The organism is Sphingobium aquiterrae (assembly GCF_037154135.1).
Lineage (GTDB): Bacteria > Pseudomonadota > Alphaproteobacteria > Sphingomonadales > Sphingomonadaceae > Sphingobium > Sphingobium aquiterrae.
In genome coordinates, this window is sequence record NZ_JBANFL010000008.1 from 1 (window position 1) to 18,271 (window position 18,271).

An 18,271-nucleotide genomic window follows, 5' to 3' on the forward strand; every position below is an offset into this window, starting at 1 on the left:
AACTGGCAAACAGCTTCCTGGGCATGGTCCACATCGCCACCGCCAGATACTGGCTCAAATTTGTCCACGCTGCCTAGCGCCGCCTTTCAACGCCGGTGACCGCCGACACTATGGCGGCCCAAAATGGGGGCTAACGCTGTGGGTGTGGCACGGCGGTATACGATGGCAGAAAATTCGAATCCATTCCGGTGAAATGGCCGAGGTTGCGCCCATTGTCGCCGCTCATGAGGCTGATCGCCAATTCTCAAACCTGCCGTTTGCCAGACCTTAAGTGAATCGGTGCGACATCGTTCGCAGTTGGGGCTCTGTGCTCGGTCGGCTTTGGAGCACGACTATAGCCAAGGCTGCGATTGTCCGCTGTGGATATTGCATTCTTATTTGCACCAAGGCGTCAACCGCCCCGGCACAGTGCCTTAATCGCCGATCAGTTGCATCGGTAAGGTCCGTGCGCCGTGACAATGCGATCGCTTTCGTCAGCGTTCGTGGTAACGAAGATTTCGTAGGTATCTCCGCCAGGGGCAACCCGCACGACGACGTGGCCGTTTGTGCTGGTCATCTTGCGGATTTCCTTGTTGGCGATCACGTTTTCCGGCTTCATCGCGGTCTCGAAGATTTCGCGGTCAGCCGGAAAGAGCAGCTTGCTCTGCATGTTCGCCAGCGTGTTCACCACAGGATGCGCGGAATCCCACGCCTCGATGATGAACTGCTGGGGGCGCAGCGCGCTCACGAAGCCGGGACCAGCAGCGTCGGTATAGCCGTGATGGTTGACGACCGCGACCTCGACGGGACCAGTGACCTGAGCCACTGGCGTTTCAATGTCGCGCCACGGCGCTGCGCCGTAATTGTCGAAATTGGGCAGATCGCCGCCAGTGTAATAGTCAAACTTGCCATAGCTCAGGCGGAGCGCCAGCGAGCACATATTCTCGGTCGGGTAATCGGCTTTGGCAAGATCAGAGAGTTCGGGGAAACGCTTGACCGTCTCGCTCCCATGGCCGGTCCATACCTCACCGTTCGACACGAGGTTCTGGACCTGAAAATTTGCAAATTTATTCGGCGCACGCAACAACGCGACCTGACTGTTGCTGCCCGGCTTGAATCGCTCGACCTTCTTGCCGTGCGCCTGCTGATATTTGACGAACGCCATGTAGTTGAGAGTGCTCTTGTCGGCCTGAGGCACAGGGTAGGAATATTCAGGGAAATCACGATCGAGGAATCGATTGATCGGCAAGATCTGCGCCACGTCCGACACGCCCGTCAGGCAATAGGCATTGTCCGGTCCCTGCGGCGACCCTGGGACGACCGAGCCCATATGATCGCTATGAAAGTGGGTGAGGATGAAATAGTCGATCTCGCGACGGCCAGCCGCGGCAAGGTGGCGTTTGGCATAGCGGCCCATCCATTCTCCGGACCGGCGTGACGCGTCGGGTTTAAAATCGATCAGATACTGAGGCTCGCTTCCGGCCAGGTCGCCAGCATCGATCATGGCAGTGGTGCCATCGGGGAAAATGAAGAGCGCGCAGTTGCCGCGTCCTGTCGAGATATGATGGATGTCGAGCATACCTGGCTGCCACGCCGGCAGTGAGGTTCCGATGGCGGCGGCCGACCGCGCCATGCCGCTCACCAAGGTAGCGGACAATGCGCCACCAAGAAGGCCAAGGGCAGTGCGACGGCGAATACCGAAATGGTCGGTCATGAGGATTTCCCTTCGGATGTAAATTCAGTGCCGGCGACGTCCGCTGGCTAACTCGGTACCGGCACGATCGCCCGAGATGACACTTGGCCCAGCCCGAAGAATGACGCGGCCAGCGTCTGGAGAGGACGCCGACCAGGTCATCAGGGAGGCTATTCCAGCCAGACTCTAATTTCAGAAGGTCATCTTGGCGCCGACGATGAACGTGCGGCCGCCCTGGATCGCGGTGGAAATCTTGTCGGAGTTCACGCCCGTGACTTCCTTGTACCAGTAGTTGGTCAGGTTCCGGCCTTCGGCATACAGCTTGACGTTGCGGGTCAGCTGGTAGCCGATCTTGGCATCAAGCGTGCTAAACGGTTTGAGGTAAACGTCAGTTGCTGGCGTGGATGTGATCGACAGTAGCGCCTTGCCGCGGGTCATCCCGATCAGCGAGGCCGAGAACGGGCCGTTGTCATAGGTCAGGATCAGGTTCGTTACCCATTTGGGCTGCTGTCGGAAACCATCAAGGGACCGGGTAACGCCTTGGCTGACCAGCAGGTCGGTCGTAGAGGCGAACCATGCACCGTTGAGATCGACCGTCAGGCCGCGAAGCAATGGCGAAATACCCGTCAGGTCGCGGATCTGGCTTTCGAACTCGATACCATGAACATTGGCGCTGCCTGCGTTGACCGGCTGCTGGGTGGTCGATATCAGCACGCCATTGGAATCGTAGTTCTCCTGGCGAATACTCACCGCTTCGTTTTTCACCGTCTTGTGAAAATATCCCAGCGACACATAGCCCTTGTCGCCATACCATTCGAGGCTCACGTCCTCGTTGAACGAGAGTCGAGGCTTGAGCAGTGGGTTTGCTCCCTGGACGTACGGATTGCCCTTGCCGTCAACGTTTGTCGTGATGCCGGTCGCGAAGTCGCCATAGTTCTGCAACGCCGTCGTTTCGGTGTAGGCGGCGCGGACGCGGAAGCCACCGCCGAGATTGTAGTAACCCTGAACGTTGGGCAGCAGATATGGAAGCCTGCGGCTCGTGTTCAGCGGGGTGATCGCGCCGTTGGTTATGGTGGCGACCGAGTTGTCATAGTCGGTGATGTTATAGCGAACACCGGCAATCACACGGAATGTTTCGGTGGTGTAGTAGAGTGCGGCAAAGGGCGCGATCACGGTTTCGTCAAGATCGTAATTAGCCGTGTCGTTATAGACGCGCGTCGTCGTGCCGAGCGAGCGCATCAGGTTATAATATTTGTTCTGGTCGATGTAGATCGGTGCAGCGGGATTTGCCCCATTGAACGTCGAGCGGTCATCCAGCACCTGGCCGACGTTGATCGCCGATGCCAGGACCGAGCGATCCTGATACTGGCTGAGCTTGCGCCACATGCGACGGTAATCGACACCTACATCGAATCCGATGCCGTCCGAGAAGTCGAAATTGTTCGACTTGAACTCGATCCTGCCGGTGACGATCCTCGTCGACAGGGGGTATTCTTCCTGGGTGGCAACCGTCCCCGCAGCCTGCATCCACCGCGTGGGATCGTTCAGATTGACAGCGCTGGAGATCGTCGTGCCCGGGGTACGGTCAGTGACGTTGTAGGTGCCCGACACGGTGCCCGGGGTGAAAGAGCCGCCCGTCCAGAAGCCTTCGCCGAAATTGGCATCGAGATACGATGCGTTGGCGACGATCTTCGATGTTTCGCCGGTCTGATATTCCAAACCACCGCGAACCGAGAAGACTTTGCGGTCGTTGTAGTAAATCTGCGACAGCGCGGTCGGAGTTGCGCCGGTGAAGCTGCCTGTGCCGTCCGCCACATTCGTCACGTTGGCTGGAACGATCGAGACGTTCGAGCGGGTCAGGTCGCGCCAGATGCGCTCCCGGAAGTAGTTGCCGGCCACATAGCCATACCACTTGTCGCCACGGCCTTCGAGCTTGCCCATGAGGCTGAGGCCATGGGCGCGGCTGTTGTAATTGCCCCGCTGCAAATTGCCTGAGGGGATGTCGACGCCATCGCGCTGCACGAAGCCCGAGGAATTGTTGATCTTTTCGCTATACTGATCCTTGTGGGTGGAACCGCCGAGCACGAAGCCGAAATTGCCGTCCGGGCCAAAGGTCCGCTTGATGACGCCGTTGATGGCATAGGACGGGTTGGCGTTGTTCAGCGAGCCGGGCTGCGAGTAGAATACCCCTTGGGTGTCGAGCATGGTCAGCGGCTGACCGTCATTGTCGAACGAGCGCAGCGTGCGCACATCGATGTGGCCGCCAATGGAGTTTGCATCCATTTCCGGCGTGACGGTCTTGCTGACGACCAACTCGTTCACCACGGCGGTCGGGATGAAGTCGAGCGGCACGCCGCGCTGATTACGCGTCGAGAGGTAAAGCATGCCACCATCGATCGACACGCTGTTATACCAACCTGAGAAGCCACGGATCGCAGGATACCAGGCTTGCGAGGTCTGCGTACCGCGCTGACGCACAACGCCGGGCAGGCGCTCCAGCGCCGCAACGACGCTGGTGTCAGTACGCTTGGCCATTTCCTCCGAGCCGACCGTCGCCACGAAGGCGATCGACATCTGCTTCTCATCCTGCGGCGAGGCGCTCAGGCGCTTCTTCGTACCCGTGACGATGATTTCGTTGGCAGGCTCGTCTTCCGGCTCCGACGCCATTGCCGTAGTCGCCATGGAAGCGGCGCTTGCCACCTGGGCAGGCCTGGAGCTGCCGCCACGAACGACAAGGAAGGTGCCGTCGCGCTTCTCATAGGTCAGGCCCGAACCGCGCAGCAGATCATGAAGGGCGGACTCGGCCGATGCCGCGCCGCTGATTGCGGAAGCCTTTTTGCCCTTCACCAGCGTCTGGTTGACGAGGATCTGTACACCGGCTTGGCGCGAGAGCCGGTTGAGCGAGTCTTCGAGGCTGGCGGAAGGCAGGCTGATCCTGCTTTGCGCGATGGCGGGCGAAACGGTGCCGATGGCGAGAGCGAACGCAGCGACGCTGATGCGAAGCGAACCTTGTATTGCAGACACTTTGGTAATCCCCTGTTCAAAATAAACGAGTTCAAACCAAAGACGCTACTCCTTTCGATATTTCACAATTTTTATTGTTACATTTTAATGACGTATTGAGTTCACTATCATGAAATGGATTTTCAATTAGTAAACTATGATGCGATCTTCAGTTTTACGGATGTTGAATCCCTGGATGACTGACAGATTTTCTAACTGACCCATCGGGTCGGTAAGCCGTATCCGTCCACTCACCGGCTGATCGCCAAGACGCTGGCTGGCGATTTCGATGGGAACGGGGGACAGGCTCCGTAGATCAGCCACAACCTCGCGAAGCGTCTCCCCCTTATATTCGACCCATTCGCCGCGCCATGGCGCAACATCACCAGCTCCGACATTGGGTAGTCGGTTCAACCCCGCCTGATCGAGAAGGGCAGCCTCGTTGGCATCGAGCCTGACCGGCGTGCGGAACCAACCGCTGCGCGCAAAATCGACGATGCCCTCAGCGACCGTCACACGCACGCTTGACGGCTTGCTCACAACCTCGAAGCTGGTTCCGATGTCGACTATCTCGGCATCGCCCGTTTCGATCCTGAAAGGCCGGCGCTCATCATGGACCACATGGGCGAACAGGGCGCCCTGGCTCAGTTCGATGACCCGGTCATGGCCTGTATAACGAACCTTGACGCTGGCACCGCCGCCCAGGGTCAGGCGGGTGCCATCTTCAAGGCTGATCTCGCGAGCCGTACCGTCGGCCGCTGCGAACTCGGTCGGCGTTGTCAGTTGCAGCACTACGAACGGCATTGCCTTATAGCCGCCAGCGACAACCATCAGGACGGCTGCCACACTGGCCAGCGCCGTGCGCCGCGCAGCCTTGCGACGGCCATAGTCGTGAAGGGCGACGCCCAATTCCGGCCCCATGATCCGGCGCCACATGATGTCGAACGCCGACTGATGGCGCGGATCTTCCGCGATCCAGTCTCCGAAGGCGGAATCGTCGAACGGACCATCGTCCATACGACGCTCAACCCATTGCGCAGCTTCCCACTTGATCGGGTCGATCTCGTTAACGGCTGCCACGCTGTTCGACCTTTTCAATCGCTGCATCCAAATTCAGAATTGCCCGCGCCACGTGATTGCTCACGGCGCTGGGCGACAGACCCAATGCGTCAGCCACTTCGCCGGCGGACTCGCCATTGACGCGGCGGCGCATGAATACCTCACGACGCAGGCGAGGCATGGCCTTTAGAATTTCGAAAACCAGATCGACAAGCTGCTTGCGCTCCAACTGCTGATCGGGGGTGGGCAACGGGCAGGCGATCGCTTCCGACAGTTCGGCCAGCGAGATATGCTTCGCGCGCCTGAAATGGTCGCGTACCAGGTTTAGCGAGATGCGGCGCAGGAGCGCTGGAGCATCCTTGACCTTGCTCTCGGGCTTTGCCTCGAAACTGAGAAGGCGGACATATGCCTCCTGAACGATGTCCTCGCTCAGCACGGAGTCGCGAACCTGCCGCCCCACATATTGCAATAGGTTTGCCCGTTGCGCCCGCAGGAGAGAGGTGGTGACCGCCATCGGCGCGAGCCTATATGATCGGTTTGTGACAGTATCGCTGCACGCAAACCAAGCTGTCGGGATCGCACTGCAATCGTGATAGCTTTCTCGGGGCTGTATGTCGTTAAGCCGTCATTCTCTGCAATCGGTCAAACCTCGCCGTAGGGAAAGATCAATGCTATTCTCAACACCAAAGTCTTCCGCAAGGGCATAGTGCGCGACAGCATGTGCGGGCGGCATAGGGCGGACGAATGCGGCAGGAGGCGGCTCTAGCGTAGTAGGCAGTGCGTCACATAGTTATCGGTTTTATCCAGCGCGGCGCACTATCACAAACCATTGGAATTATCTGTTTTTATTCTCGCGGCTGCCGACGCAGAGGCGAATGAGACGATTTTGGGTCGTGTTGGGACCGCAAATGGATAGCAGTCAGGCGCGTCATCTCGGACCAGTAATCCTCGACCGCATTCATCAGCTCTGACAAATAGTCTGGCCGCAAGTGCCTGTAATTGCGCTTGCCGGTGCTGTCGCCAAGATGTCCGGCCGCGGCATCGATCTGGCCTTCTGGCACGCCGAGCTTGCGGCGAATCGGGTGGAACAGCTGATTGGCATCTGCGCCGAACATCTCGCGGCAGATACTTGCTTCGATCAGGCCGATTCGAACGCGCGGCGAAGGTCGTAGCATAGCCGCTCATAATATTCCGGCATGCTTGGCACTGCCCAGTTCTTCTCCAGCTTCGGCACACGTGACACGATGACCTTGCCCTTGACGCCCTCAAGCCATGGCGCGCGCGTCGGCGCGACTGGGACTGTCGAGTGCCGCTTCTTCGTCTGGCCGCGCGCGTCGGCGAGAAAGTGGATACGCCCGTCGCGGATCTGCGAGGCATCAAGATCGAGGATCGCCTCAGACCGTCCGCATGTGCTCATCGCGATCAGGATGTAGAAGCGGGACATGATGCCGATCTTCGCGGCGCGCAGCCACTTCAAGCAGCGCAGCGACGCGCTCGGGCGTGTAAACAAGGTTGCGAGGCTTCGCTCGGTCTTTGGGGTCGACGTCATGGACGAACGGCATGGACGTGATCAGCTCGTTCTTCCAGCCATGGCTCAGGCTCCCGCGCAGCGCCTTCAGGTCGCGATTGACGTCCATCCGCCCAGGCCCTCGTTCTTTCGGAAGGTAATGAAGCGATCAAGGCCTCCGCCGCACATGTCGACCGCGCTGCCATATGCAGCCGTGCCCAGCTGGTCACATCGCATACTGCCATGATCAACCAGTTGCGCGGGCTTTTGAAGCTGTTTGGTCTGCGCCTGGGTTCGGCCAGAATCTCCGGCAAGCGTGCTGAACGCTTGGCCGTGCTTTAACGCCAGCGGCCTGATCTGGACGTCTTGCTCGCCCCGCCCATTACATCCATGGCGTTGATCGAGGGGCGGTTGCGCGCCTATAATCGCTTGCCGGAAGCGCGCGCCGTCGCCGATCCGATCTGCGCCTGCCTGATGCGCGTTTCCGGCGTCGGCTCCATTGCAGCGCTCATCTACGCTTCCGGCAGATTGCACTGATAACCGATATCTGCCTTGAGGCGATATATCCGGGTCATGGCTGGCTACTGCAAGTAGATCCGGCGCAGATTGGCGATGTCCACCTTGTTGAGCCCGATCTCCTTTTCGAGATAGCCGTCTACCGAGCCCCAGCGCTTGTCTATTTCGTCGAAGGCGGACGACAGGAATGGCGTTCCATCCGCTTCCTTCAATGGCTGGGCTACCGCTGCATGGGGATCGTCTTGATATTTGGCGAAGAGCGCAGCGGCAGGATCGTTCGGATGTGCCGCCAGGTTGATCTTGGGCATTTCATTCACCGGCTGCCGATATTTCGTCGACAGGTGGTAGTCTTGGATGATCACGTCGCGTGGGGTTCCCAATGCGCTCAAGATCATTGCCGTCACAAAGCCGGTGCGATCCTGCCCGGCGGAGCAGTTATAAGCGATCGGCCCCTTGTTCGAGAGCAGGCCATCGAACACGATCCGAAGCTGGGGGGCCAGGAAGGTCGGGAAATTGCGGTAGATCGTGCCGCCATTCTTGATTTCGCCGCTGCCGCCGGCGGGCTTCAGCACGGCCGCCATGGAATAGCCGACCGCGGTGTAGGGCACGCCATCGATCCGTGTGGGGGCGAGCACACGTTCCTCGCTCGACCGCAGATCGACCAATTCCTTCAGCCTCAGCGCCTGTACCTGCTGTATGTCTGCATCGCTCAACATCGCCGAAGCGCCCGATCGATAGATCAGTCCCCAGCGGACATGCTTTCCGCCCGCGCCCGGATAGCCGCCAATATCCCGGAAATTGGACCCATGTTCCAGCGGCAACAGCCGTTCGGCAACCGTGACCACGCGTTTGGTCTTCTCGTCGCGCAACAGGAAATAGCGGCGTTCGACCCCGGCGGCGGGAAGAACATAGCGGCCGTCACGATCATTGTCCGAGAGCAGCTTGGCCTGCGAGATCCCGCCTGCGGGATTGTCCGTCATGAAGACATCGACCGGATCGCGGTCGTTCCATTCGATTGACAACGCCCCGGCCGCCGTACGTTCCGCCTGCGCCCCGTCAACGGTTCCGGCCATGGCCGACTGGCTGACGGATATTGTCGCCAGGGCGAGGAGCATCGTGGAACATCTGGTCATCATATCATGATCCTTGCATGCGTTTCAGGCGGGGGCGGGCGCCATCCCGACACTGGATGACGCCCGCCTGCCGCCTTTATGGTCAGAACTTCATGTTGACTTCGCCGCCGAAGGTGCGCGCGTCGTTGAAGAAGCCGGCCAAGCCGCTCGTGGGCGCGCCCGACTTCAGGAAGACATGCTCCTCATTGAACAGGTTGCGCGCCCAGGCCGAGATGGTCAGCTTGGTGCCGTTGCCGCCAAGGTCGATGTCGGCCAGGGAGAGTCTTCCGTTGAAGATCAGCCCGGAATCGCCTTTGGGCTGCTTGAAGGTGACTGCGCGGGTCACCGGATTATAGGCCGAGTCGGTGTAGGCGCCATAATAGCCCGAGTCATAAGCCCCATCGAGATGGGCGCGGATGATGAAACCGTCCATCGGCACTTCATAATCGATCGCGCCACTCGCCGAATGCTCCGGTGTGTAGACCTGATAGATCGGAATCGGAACGGTGATGAGAACGCCGCCCGTCTGTGGGAAGGGGTTGAGCGTGTCGGGAATCTTCACGCTGTTGTAGGAGTAGCTTCCCGTCAGCGTCAGACCGGTCACCGGGGCGACGGTAAGCTCGGCCTCCACACCCTTCAACTTGCCGGTGCCGGGTGCGTTGACGGTGTTGGTCGTCGTGCGCGTTGTCGCGACGCGCACGCCGTTGACGACATCCTCGTACAGGCCGCTGAAGTCGAGCTGGATATTCTTGTAGTGGCCGTAATAGGCCGCCACGTTCAAGCGCGCGTGATGGTCGAAAAATTCGGTCTTGGCGCCGATCTCGAACATCGAGACCGTTTCCGGGTTGAAGGGCTCATAGTCCAGCGCACGCGAATTGGCGCCGCCCGATTTGTAGCCGGTGCTCCACTTTCCATAGACATGCATGTCGCGCGAAAGATCGACCGAGAGGTTGATCAGCGGATCGACCCGCGACCAGGACGAATCGAGGCCGATCGGCCCGGAGACATTGATGCCGTTGATCGGAATGACCGGCGGCGCATTGTTGACGATGAACAGCGAGCCGACCTTCTTGTCCCGCGTGAACCGGGCGCCGACCGTCAGGTGGAACATGTCGTCCATCAGCGCGGGCGTATAGGTTGCCTGACCATAGGCGCCGATGCTGGTGGTCTTCACATGGCTGGCGCGATCGATGCGCTGCGTCGCGGGATCGATATTGGCTATGGTGTAGGCGCTGCCGGCGGCGTCCGTGAATGTATTGGTGTTGAAGGCCTGCGCGTTGTCGGTCACCTTTTCCTGATAGAAGAGCGCGCCGAAGGCGTATTTCAACTGGTCGCCGAAGTCGCCGATCGCCTGGAATTCCTGGCTGACCTGATCTTGCTTGAAATAAGCGAGGCTATAGCGGGAGAAGGCGAAGCCGGTAAAATTACCGGTCGGGTTTGCCGTGGTCAGCGCTTGCTGCATCGCCGTGGCACCCGATCCATTGTCGAACTGGCTCTGAGTGAGCTTTCGGTAGGACGAGATCGATTTCAGCATGAGCGACGGCGCTGCCTGCCATTCGAGATTGAGGCGGACGCCCTTCGACTTGCCGATGCTGGGTTGCTGGGGTGAACCGACAGCGGCGGTGTCCGCGCGGTGATCCTGGATCACCGCGGCGGCGGCAAGTTTGTTGGTGCCGGGCGCCAGCAGCTGCTGATATAGCGTGGTGGTCGCGTCATATGATGCGTCGCCCGCCAGGTCGACGGTGAAGTTCTGCAGCGGCTTCCAAAGCATTTCGGCATGGACGCCGCGCTTGTCATAGCCATTGAAGTCCGATGCGCTGGCGAGCGGGTTCTTGATCAGCCCGTCACGGTGACTGACGACGGCGTCGATCTTGATGCTGATGTCGTTGAATTCCGGCAGGTCGATATGGGTTTCGCCCTTGTAGCTGCCGAAATTGCCGGCGCCGGCGGTGCTGTTCATCTTGAACTCGCCGCTCGGCCGCTTGGTGACGATGTTGACTGCGCCGCCTTCGGTGTTGCGACCGAAGAGCGTGCCCTGCGGGCCCTTCAGCACTTCGATATTCTCGACGTCGTAGAGCGTGGCGCCCAGTCCCTGGGGGCGGCCCTGATAGACACCGTCGATATAGATGCCGACGCCCTGGTCACGCGCCGGTTGATTGCTGTCTGACAAGACGCCGACGCCGCGGACGTTGACGATCAACGCGCCGGGGCGCGAAAAGAAAGGCGCGACGCGCAGCGACGGGATCGCACCGTCGCCAAGATCGGTCAGCGACTGGACGTGGCGATTGACCAGATCATCCCCGCTCAGCACCGAGATCGATATCGGCGTCTTCTGCAGGTTCTGTGGCCGCTTTTCGGCGGTAACAACAACCTCTGCCAGCGACCCTGCGTCGTCGGCCGCTGCCTCGGCGGGAACCGCCTCAGCAGCCGTCGCAGCGTTTGCGGTGAGAGCAAAACTCAGCGCAAGAAATGCGGTGGCCGTCGGAATGCGCCCGGACAGACGTGCTTGATGGAAAAACATGATGAAGCCCCCGTGCAATTGGAAGCGCTCCATTGGCGTCTCTGTATTTCTGCAATGTTACATTGCAGAAATGTAATTTCTTTTATCATAAAATGACTTTTATATGAATTTTTTGCTTCATTTAAGTGAATATGTCTTATGTCATCTTTGTGACATCAACGATCGGCAAGTAGAGAAGCTTTACCGGCCATTGTCGCGACCTGGAGCAATCTTGATCGCCAGCGACTGCCCAGCCAAATCTGAACGAACATATTCGCCCCGGTTGCAAGGAGGATTTTACGCTGTGCGGCGCTGGCCGCTGCTGGTAGCGATCGCGCAAGGGATAGTGGGCACGATTGTCGTCCTGTCGGTGCTGGGCAAGTCCATTGGGGGTGTCGGATTGCTTGCCTGGTCCGCCTTCTCCGAGCTTCTGTCGCGTCTTGGGCTGGAGGGAAACCAGGCGATGGCCGCACGCAGCTATGGCTGGTTCACTGCCACGTCGAAGATCGGTCTGAGGTTTTCAGGCCTGCTGACGGACGCCTGGCTTGGCCAGCAGGTCGGGGCTCTGACGAAACAATCGCTCTGGCCGTTGGTTGTGTTCATCTCCACCCTGTGCCTGACAAGCGTCCTGATGGGGTGGCCCGGCTGAAACGGCCGGGCCAAATGGATGTTGGGCAGATTTCAGCAGGCTTGAGGAAAGCGCATGCTGCCCCCGCAATTTTGTGCAGGCCGATGCAGTGGCTGCTTCGGCACTATGCGACGCATAGTGCGGATGAACTGCTGAGCGCTCGGTTTTGGTCATTCTGCTGCAACAGATATGTTCCTATAAGCTGCCGTTCGACGCGATCCGGGGTCCTTCTCCGCTTTGAATAGTCAGCCTCGCCGACCCCCTTCCGGGGGGCTTCGTCAAGACGTGGAAGTCCGTCTCCGAGCGTTCGGCGTGGAAGTTCACGAACAGGTCGTCTGCCAGGAACGGGAGCCGGACGCCTGCAGCGACCGATTACTCCACGGCGGTCGGCCTCGGGGACAGGAGCAACTGGTCGGCGGCGCCTCGATCATGCCGTTGACGTCGACAGCCGCGGGCTCGTCATCCGCAATGCCACGCCGTCGCGCTCGGTCCTGAGCGCGTCAGCGTTTTCCGTCAGGCGGATGCCGCTTATTCGGAAGGGGGGCTGACGGCTCTTTGCGTTCGCTCGATGCTCACGCCCAACGATAGCAGGTCCATCATGGCGATTGCCGCGTCTTTCGGGCTCAGATGTTCGAGTTCCGGCCTGACGCGGTTGAAGGTGATCAGCAGGAAGTGCGCCAGCATTTCGGCCGACCATGCGCGCGTCCACAGGCCGCCGTCCTGGAGATCGCGGATCATCTGCTCGGTGCAGTGATGGACCGAACCCAGGCCGCTGCCCGCGCCCATGTCATCGCCATAGGTTGTCACGAAATCCGCGAGGAGGGCGTTGGTGATGGCGTTGGATTCGCTCTCGCGAAAAAGGAAGGTGACGAAACGGAGCAGCCGTTCCCCGAGCTGTTCGTCCGCCGGCGCCGGCTCCAGCGCCCACTGTTCGGCCAGCGTGCGGCTTATCTCTCCGAGCAAGGCGGCCTTGGTCGGAAAATGCGCGAAGAAGGTCGCGCGGGACACACCCGCGGCGGCGGCAATGTCCGCCGCCGTTGTGGGCTCGTAACCCTTTTCGGCAAAGAGCTGCATCGCAAAGCCCAGCAGGCGCCGACGCGTGCGTTCCTGCTTGCCCAGCGGATCGGCGCTCCTCCGATCGCGCTGAAGCGCGGGCAGTTGGCGCCATTGATCCAGAAAATTCGACACTGTCATGATCTCGTCATATCAAAAAACTAGACTGTGAGTAAGATTTTTTAGTCGATAGGTCATATCATAAGCTGTATCGCAAGTCTCTCATAATAATATGAGGTTCCATATCTTCATTCCACCGTTGTTGTAAGCAACAACGGAATAATCCTTCATGATTTCAATGCAATCTGATCCGATATCCTGAATTTTATCTCTATATATACGGAGTTACTTATGAAACTCGTCGCCCCAATGAAATATCTTCTCGTCATGTTGGCAACTACGGGCCTGTCTGGCAACCTGTTTCCTGCCTTGGCGCAAACGCAATCGCCGGAAGAGTCCGCCGACCGTAGCCCGAACGACATTGTCATCACGGCGTCCAAGCGCGCGCAGACGCTGGTGTCCGTCGCCGCGCCAGTGAGCGTGCTGAGTGGCGACCGGATCGAGAAACATGGCGTCACGAGCTTTGCGGATCTGGTCGACCAGATCCCCGGCGTCAGCGTGAACTCGGATTACGGTGGCAGCGCATCGCGATCGATCAGCATCCGCGGCGTCGGCGCCACCGACGATTATCGGCCGAACGGCAGCTCGTCCGTGGCCATGCACGTCGACAACATCTATCAGGCGTCCAACGTCTTCCAGACGGTCCCGTTCTTCGACGTGGACCGCGTGGAGGTGCTGAAGGGGCCGCAGGGCACGCTTTATGGCCGCAACAGCACGGGCGGGGTCATCAACCTCATCACGCGCAGCAAGAGCGATGTGCTCAACGGCTATGCCGATGCTTCCGTCGAAAGCTATGGCCGCTACCGGATCGAGGGCGCGGTCGGCCTGCCGATTGCCCAGGGCGTCGGTCTTCGGCTCGCCGGAACGGTGGACCAGGGCGGGGGCTATCAGACCGCCGAGGGCGCCGGCGCGTTCGCGGGCAAGGTCTATTACTCGGTCGTCGGGCCGGTTCCCGATCCGGGCAAGCAGAATGGCTGGGGCGACCGCAATCTTTATGCCGGCCGCGCCACGCTCGATATCGAGCCGTCTTCCGGCACCAAGCTGATCGTCAAGCTGTTCGGCAGCCGCGATCGCGGCGAGCCGATCCAGCAGGATTCGCGCGGCGGCGTGGCCAATAGCGGCTGGATCGAGCCCGATAACGATCCCTACACATTCTATTCCGACCGCCGGCAGAAGAAGCGGATCGACATATGGGGCGTCTCCGCCTCGCTCGACCAGAAGCTGACCGACAGCATCGATCTTGCGCTCGTGGCCGGCTACCAGGATGGAAAGCGCTATTTCGAGGGCGAAGGCACGGGCTCGCCGCAGCGCAATCTGGATTTCAACTTCTCCGACCATATCCGCCAGCATTCGCTGGAGGCGCGCGTGTCGCAGCATGACGCAGGACCGATCGGATGGGTTGTCGGCGGCTATTATATCCATGACCGCATCAGCTTCCGGACGGACCTGCTCGCGCTCGACGTGCTCGGCACCAATCTCCTCACCGATTATGCCCAGACGCGCACCAGCAAGGCGGCGTTCGGCCAGCTGGACTGGAAATTGCTCGATCGCCTGACCTTGTCCGGCGGCCTGCGATATACGAAGGACGACGCCAACTATGCCGGTTCGACCATCGATGTCGATCCGTTCGGCATCTCCACCGCAAAGGCGGCGGTGCCCGGCATTCCGGTGGTCTTCGACAATGACTTCTCGGACGATAATGTCTCGGGCCGCCTGACCCTGTCCTATCGTCCCTCGGACAACAGCAACATCTATGTCTCCTATGGCACCGGCTACAAGGCGGGCGGTTTCGACGGCTCGTCGATCTTCAGCACGCCGGAAGCGTTGCCGTTCAAGTCGGAGAATGTCCGCGCCTATGAGGGTGGCTTCAAGATCGCCGGCACGCACGGCCTGTTCCTGAACGTCGATGCCTTCTACTACGACTTCGACAATCTCCAGGCCAATACGACCCAGATCTTCGCGGGGCAGCAGACGACCGCCAATATCCGCACCAATGTCGCCAAGGCGCGGGATTATGGTGTCGATATCGCGGCGGGGATGACGCTTGTGCAGTCCGGCCCGCACCGGTTGTCGGTCGATGGCGGCGCCACGCTGCTGAGCACCAGGATATTGGCGTTCGATTCGTCCAACCCCAATCTGGTCGCGGTGAACCTTGGCAATGATCTTCCGGCCGCGCCGCATTTTTCCGGCAATGCGCAACTCACCTATAATTACGACAGCGGGCGGGGCTGGAACCTGACCGCGGCGGTCGATGCGAGGCGCAAGAGCAGCGAATATAAGCGGCTCGACAATAATGAAGGCGGGCACGCCCCCGGCTATACGCTCCTCAACGCGCGGATGGATCTCGCATTCACACAGCAGCGGATCACCCTGTTCGTCTATGCCCGCAACCTGACCGACCGGATCTATTTCACCGATCTGACCGCCACGTCACGCCTGGCCGGCGCGCCCCGAACCATCGGCGGCGGCGTCCGCTTCGATTTCTGAGGAGAAGCCCATGATCATCCGGAAATCCGCCGTCACCCTGGCTTCGTTCATCCTGGCGGTGATCCCCGTCTCCGCCCTGCATGCGCAGGACGGCTCCTTCACCGTCGCGGTCATTCCCGACACGCAATTCTATACCGACTTCACCCACCAGACCGAAGAGGGCTTTCCGTTCGACGCGCGCGAACTGCTCTATGACCAAATGGACTATATCGCACGCAACGCGCAGTCGCAGGGCGGCGACATCGCGTTCGCCACGGCGGTCGGCGACGTCTGGGAGCATCCCACCGAACGGATGGACGCGGAGCATCGCGCGCGCGGCTTCAAGGCCATTGCGAACAAATTCCTGGAAGACGTCGATATCGTTCCCGATCCGCGCACGCGCACGGTGGAGATGCCGATCGCCCGCCATGCCTATCAGATCGTCGCGGGCAAGCTGCCCTTCTCGGTGGTGCCGGGCAATCACGACTATGACGCCAACTGGTCCGACGCCCGCTATGCGCCGGCCGAAGATCCGGGAAACCCGGGCAACAACCGTTTCCCTTATGGCATGCTCGCCTATGGCGGCCTGAAGAACTGGACCTCTGTCTTCGGCGCGGACACGCCCTTCTTCAAGGGCAAGGACTGGTATGTCGCCAGCTATCATGACGGTGCGGACAGCGCGCAGCTGTTCACCGCCGGCGGCTATCGCTTCCTTCATATCGGGCTGGAGATGGCGCCGGCCGATGACGTGCTCCGCTGGGCCGAGGGCGTGATCAAGGCGCATCCGGGCCTGCCGACGATCATCTCCACGCACGACCATCTCAACCCCAAAGGCGATCGCGAGCCCATGGCGGCCGTCGACTTCAAGGCCGTCGACCCGGCCCACAACAATCCCGAGGATGTCTGGACCAAGCTCGTGTCGCGCGAGGACCAGGTCTTCATGGTGCTGAGCGGCCACCAATATGGGCAATCGCGCCGCGTCGACACAAATCGCTTCGGCCACAAGGTCTACCAGATCATGGCCGATTATCAGGAGCGGCATCAGGCCTTCATCGCCATCGCGCCCGATCGCGCGAAGTCGCGGGTGGGTCTGGGTGATGGCTGGCTGCGGCTCATGCGGTTCGACCTGATGGCCGCCACGCCGACCGTGCGCGTCCGCACCTATTCGACGCACTACAAGTCGACTGCCGACCGGCTGCCGACCTATTCGGCTTTCTACAAGGCGGCGGAGAAACCCCAGCTCTCCGATGCCGCATTCATCGCCGAGGAAGAATTCACGCTTCCCCTGGACGATTTCAAGGAGCGTTTCCAGGCAGCCAGGATCGGCACCCGTTGAGAGAGCGTCGACGCTCAGCGCAGGGTGCATCCGGCACCGGTTCTTCGCTCGACGAGGCTTGAGCGGCTGAGGAACCGGCATGCGGCAAACCCCGACGGCGGCACCATATGCCGTCGGCGGGCATGGGCGTGCAGTCGAGATACCGGCCCAATCCACCCGCAGGCGCTCTTCGAATGGACGCTCGTTATTGCACGCCGCGCGCGCCGGGTGGCGCGGCGTTGGAGCAGTGAATGCGCTGCTTGCCATGCGCTTTCCTCGACAGCATCAGGCCCGCCCGGCCTTTCGCCGAAAATAGCCGGAACGACTATTCTGGCTGGTACTCATTCTGCTATGGAATGCTCATGGAGTTCCGGACATTACGCGCATTCGTAGAGGTGGTTCGGCAGGGCGGCTTCTCCCAGGCGGGCAAGGCAGTCTTCGCCACCCAGTCGACGGTCAGCAAGGCCGTGAAGCAGCTGGAAGAGGAGCTTGGCGCGCCGCTCCTCGACCGCACGGGACATCCGCCGCGGCTGACCGATCTCGGCGAGGTCGTCTATCCGCGCGCGGTGCGGATGCTGGCGGACCGCGACAATCTGTCGGCGGAGCTTGCCGAGCTGCGCGGATTGACGCGCGGCACCCTGAGGCTGGGACTCGCGCCGGTGGCCAGCAGCAGCCTTTTCGCGCCGCTGCTCGCGCGCTACCGGAGCGCCTATCCCGGGATCGAGGTGCGCCTGACGGAACATGGCGGAGATCGCCTGATCGACCTGGTCCGCTCCGGCGATCTGGAGCTGGCGGCCACCGTTCCGCCAGATACAGAGGATTTTGACTGGCAGGATGTGAAGCGGGAACCGCTGATGGCGGTGCTGGCTGCGGACCATCCGCTGGCTTGCCGGACCTCCGTGGACATGGACACCCTGAAGGACCTGCCCTTCATCCTGTTCGCCGAGGGGTTCGCGATCAACCGGCTCGTGGCCGATGCGTGCCGCCGCCGCGGGTTCGAGCCCGTCGTCACCGCCCGGAGCAGCCAGGTCGACTTCCTCGTCGAACTGGCGGCATCCGGCCTTGGCGTCGCCTTCCTCCCGCGCTTCCTTGCCGAACAGTCTCGCAGCGCGCGCGTGAGCGTGCTCGTGCTGACCGAGCAGCAAACCGAGTGGCGGCTGGCGATGGTCTGGCGCCGTGGCGCCTATGTCTCCCATGCTGCCCGCGCCTGGCTGGAGATGGCGAAGGGCCAGATCGGGCCTTGAGCAGGAAGGCTATTCCCATGACGACTGGGATATAGTCTGATATCTCATTTCCTTCATATAGCCTCCTTTGATATTG

The 18,271-nt window shown here is 60.5% G+C and carries 15 protein-coding genes; 5 read left to right on the forward strand and 10 right to left on the reverse strand.

Annotated features, from left to right (window positions below; genetic code table 11):
* Nucleotides 1–424: 424 nt before the first annotated feature.
* The 7 genes from WFP78_RS10065 to WFP78_RS10095 all read right to left on the reverse strand — a co-directional run bounded on the left by WFP78_RS10065 (nt 425) and on the right by WFP78_RS10095 (nt 7,371).
* The gene (locus WFP78_RS10065) at nt 425–1,693 is read right to left on the reverse strand and encodes a ComEC/Rec2 family competence protein (protein ID WP_336961334.1); all 1,269 of its coding nucleotides are present in this window, start codon (nt 1,691–1,693) and stop codon (nt 425–427) included.
* Between the two features lie 171 nt (nt 1,694–1,864).
* Nucleotides 1,865–4,696: a TonB-dependent receptor gene (locus tag WFP78_RS10070; protein ID WP_336961336.1), complete on the reverse strand. Its 2,832-nt coding sequence runs from the start codon at nt 4,694–4,696 to the stop codon at nt 1,865–1,867.
* 126 nt (nt 4,697–4,822) lie between these two features.
* Nucleotides 4,823–5,755 carry a FecR family protein gene (locus WFP78_RS10075; protein WP_336961339.1) on the reverse strand — a complete coding sequence of 311 codons (933 nt, stop codon included), beginning with the start codon at nt 5,753–5,755 and terminating at the stop codon, nt 4,823–4,825.
* Complete coding sequence (locus WFP78_RS10080; protein WP_336961342.1) at nt 5,742–6,248, reverse strand: RNA polymerase sigma factor; 507 nt, start codon at nt 6,246–6,248, stop codon at nt 5,742–5,744. The genes WFP78_RS10075 and WFP78_RS10080 overlap by 14 nt, the downstream gene beginning before the upstream one ends.
* A gap of 331 nt (nt 6,249–6,579) precedes the next feature.
* Nucleotides 6,580–6,909, reverse strand: a complete 330-nt coding sequence (locus WFP78_RS10085) for a hypothetical protein (protein ID WP_336961345.1) — start codon at nt 6,907–6,909, stop codon at nt 6,580–6,582.
* Nucleotides 6,873–7,178, reverse strand: coding sequence for a hypothetical protein (locus WFP78_RS10090; RefSeq protein WP_336961348.1), 306 nt, complete (start codon nt 7,176–7,178; stop codon nt 6,873–6,875). The genes WFP78_RS10085 and WFP78_RS10090 overlap by 37 nt, the downstream gene beginning before the upstream one ends.
* A complete protein-coding gene (locus WFP78_RS10095; RefSeq protein ID WP_336961351.1) occupies nt 7,129–7,371 on the reverse strand; it encodes a hypothetical protein in 243 nt (80 codons plus the stop codon). Before WFP78_RS10095 ends, WFP78_RS10090 begins: the two co-directional genes overlap by 50 nt.
* Nucleotides 7,372–7,607: 236 nt before the next feature.
* Here WFP78_RS10095 and WFP78_RS10100 point away from each other — a divergent pair, with 236 nt between their 5' ends.
* On the forward strand, nt 7,608–7,778 hold the full coding sequence (locus tag WFP78_RS10100; protein WP_336961354.1) for a hypothetical protein: 171 nt from the start codon (nt 7,608–7,610) through the stop codon (nt 7,776–7,778).
* 44 nt (nt 7,779–7,822) lie between these two features.
* On the opposite strand, the gene WFP78_RS10105 is transcribed toward WFP78_RS10100, so the two are convergent.
* Complete coding sequence (locus tag WFP78_RS10105) at nt 7,823–8,893, reverse strand: tyrosine-protein phosphatase (protein WP_336961356.1); 1,071 nt, start codon at nt 8,891–8,893, stop codon at nt 7,823–7,825.
* Between the two features lie 79 nt (nt 8,894–8,972).
* On the reverse strand, nt 8,973–11,390 hold the full coding sequence (locus tag WFP78_RS10110) for a TonB-dependent receptor (RefSeq protein WP_336961359.1): 2,418 nt from the start codon (nt 11,388–11,390) through the stop codon (nt 8,973–8,975).
* Between the two features lie 103 nt (nt 11,391–11,493).
* Between WFP78_RS10110 and WFP78_RS10115 the strand changes: the two genes are divergently transcribed.
* Entirely contained in the window at nt 11,494–12,018 is a 525-nt protein-coding gene (locus WFP78_RS10115) for a hypothetical protein (protein WP_336961362.1), read from the forward strand.
* Between the two features lie 507 nt (nt 12,019–12,525).
* Here WFP78_RS10115 and WFP78_RS10120 read toward each other — a convergent pair.
* Entirely contained in the window at nt 12,526–13,191 is a 666-nt protein-coding gene (locus WFP78_RS10120; RefSeq protein ID WP_336961364.1) for a TetR/AcrR family transcriptional regulator, read from the reverse strand.
* A 246-nt stretch (nt 13,192–13,437) separates the two neighbouring features.
* On the opposite strand from WFP78_RS10120, the gene WFP78_RS10125 reads away from it, so the two are divergent.
* The 3 genes from WFP78_RS10125 (at nt 13,438) to WFP78_RS10135 (ending at nt 18,195) form a co-directional block, all read left to right on the forward strand.
* Complete coding sequence (locus tag WFP78_RS10125) at nt 13,438–15,657, forward strand: TonB-dependent receptor (RefSeq protein ID WP_336961367.1); 2,220 nt, start codon at nt 13,438–13,440, stop codon at nt 15,655–15,657.
* Between the two features lie 10 nt (nt 15,658–15,667).
* Entirely contained in the window at nt 15,668–16,972 is a 1,305-nt protein-coding gene (locus tag WFP78_RS10130; protein ID WP_336961370.1) for a metallophosphoesterase family protein, read from the forward strand.
* Nucleotides 16,973–17,313: 341 nt separating this feature from the next.
* Entirely contained in the window at nt 17,314–18,195 is an 882-nt protein-coding gene (locus WFP78_RS10135; RefSeq protein WP_336961373.1) for a LysR family transcriptional regulator, read from the forward strand.
* Nucleotides 18,196–18,271: the final 76 nt, after the last annotated feature.

Bases quoted from the DNA above. Each gene is read 5' to 3' on its own strand.
- WFP78_RS10110 (WP_336961359.1), bottom strand. From the start codon at position 11,390: ATGTTTTTCCATCAAGCACGTCTGTCCGGGCGCATTCCGACGGCCACC.
- WFP78_RS10130 (WP_336961370.1), top strand. From the start codon at position 15,668: ATGATCATCCGGAAATCCGCCGTCACCCTGGCTTCGTTCATCCTGGCG.
- WFP78_RS10085 (WP_336961345.1), bottom strand. From the start codon at position 6,909: ATGCTACGACCTTCGCCGCGCGTTCGAATCGGCCTGATCGAAGCAAGT.
- WFP78_RS10115 (WP_336961362.1), top strand. From the start codon at position 11,494: ATGAATTTTTTGCTTCATTTAAGTGAATATGTCTTATGTCATCTTTGT.
- WFP78_RS10080 (WP_336961342.1), bottom strand. From the start codon at position 6,248: ATGGCGGTCACCACCTCTCTCCTGCGGGCGCAACGGGCAAACCTATTG.
- WFP78_RS10105 (WP_336961356.1), bottom strand. From the start codon at position 8,893: ATGATGACCAGATGTTCCACGATGCTCCTCGCCCTGGCGACAATATCC.
- WFP78_RS10135 (WP_336961373.1), top strand. From the start codon at position 17,314: ATGGAGTTCCGGACATTACGCGCATTCGTAGAGGTGGTTCGGCAGGGC.
- WFP78_RS10125 (WP_336961367.1), top strand. From the start codon at position 13,438: ATGTTGGCAACTACGGGCCTGTCTGGCAACCTGTTTCCTGCCTTGGCG.
- WFP78_RS10090 (WP_336961348.1), bottom strand. From the start codon at position 7,178: ATGTCCCGCTTCTACATCCTGATCGCGATGAGCACATGCGGACGGTCT.
- WFP78_RS10120 (WP_336961364.1), bottom strand. From the start codon at position 13,191: ATGACAGTGTCGAATTTTCTGGATCAATGGCGCCAACTGCCCGCGCTT.
- WFP78_RS10065 (WP_336961334.1), bottom strand. From the start codon at position 1,693: ATGACCGACCATTTCGGTATTCGCCGTCGCACTGCCCTTGGCCTTCTT.
- WFP78_RS10095 (WP_336961351.1), bottom strand. From the start codon at position 7,371: ATGGACGTCAATCGCGACCTGAAGGCGCTGCGCGGGAGCCTGAGCCAT.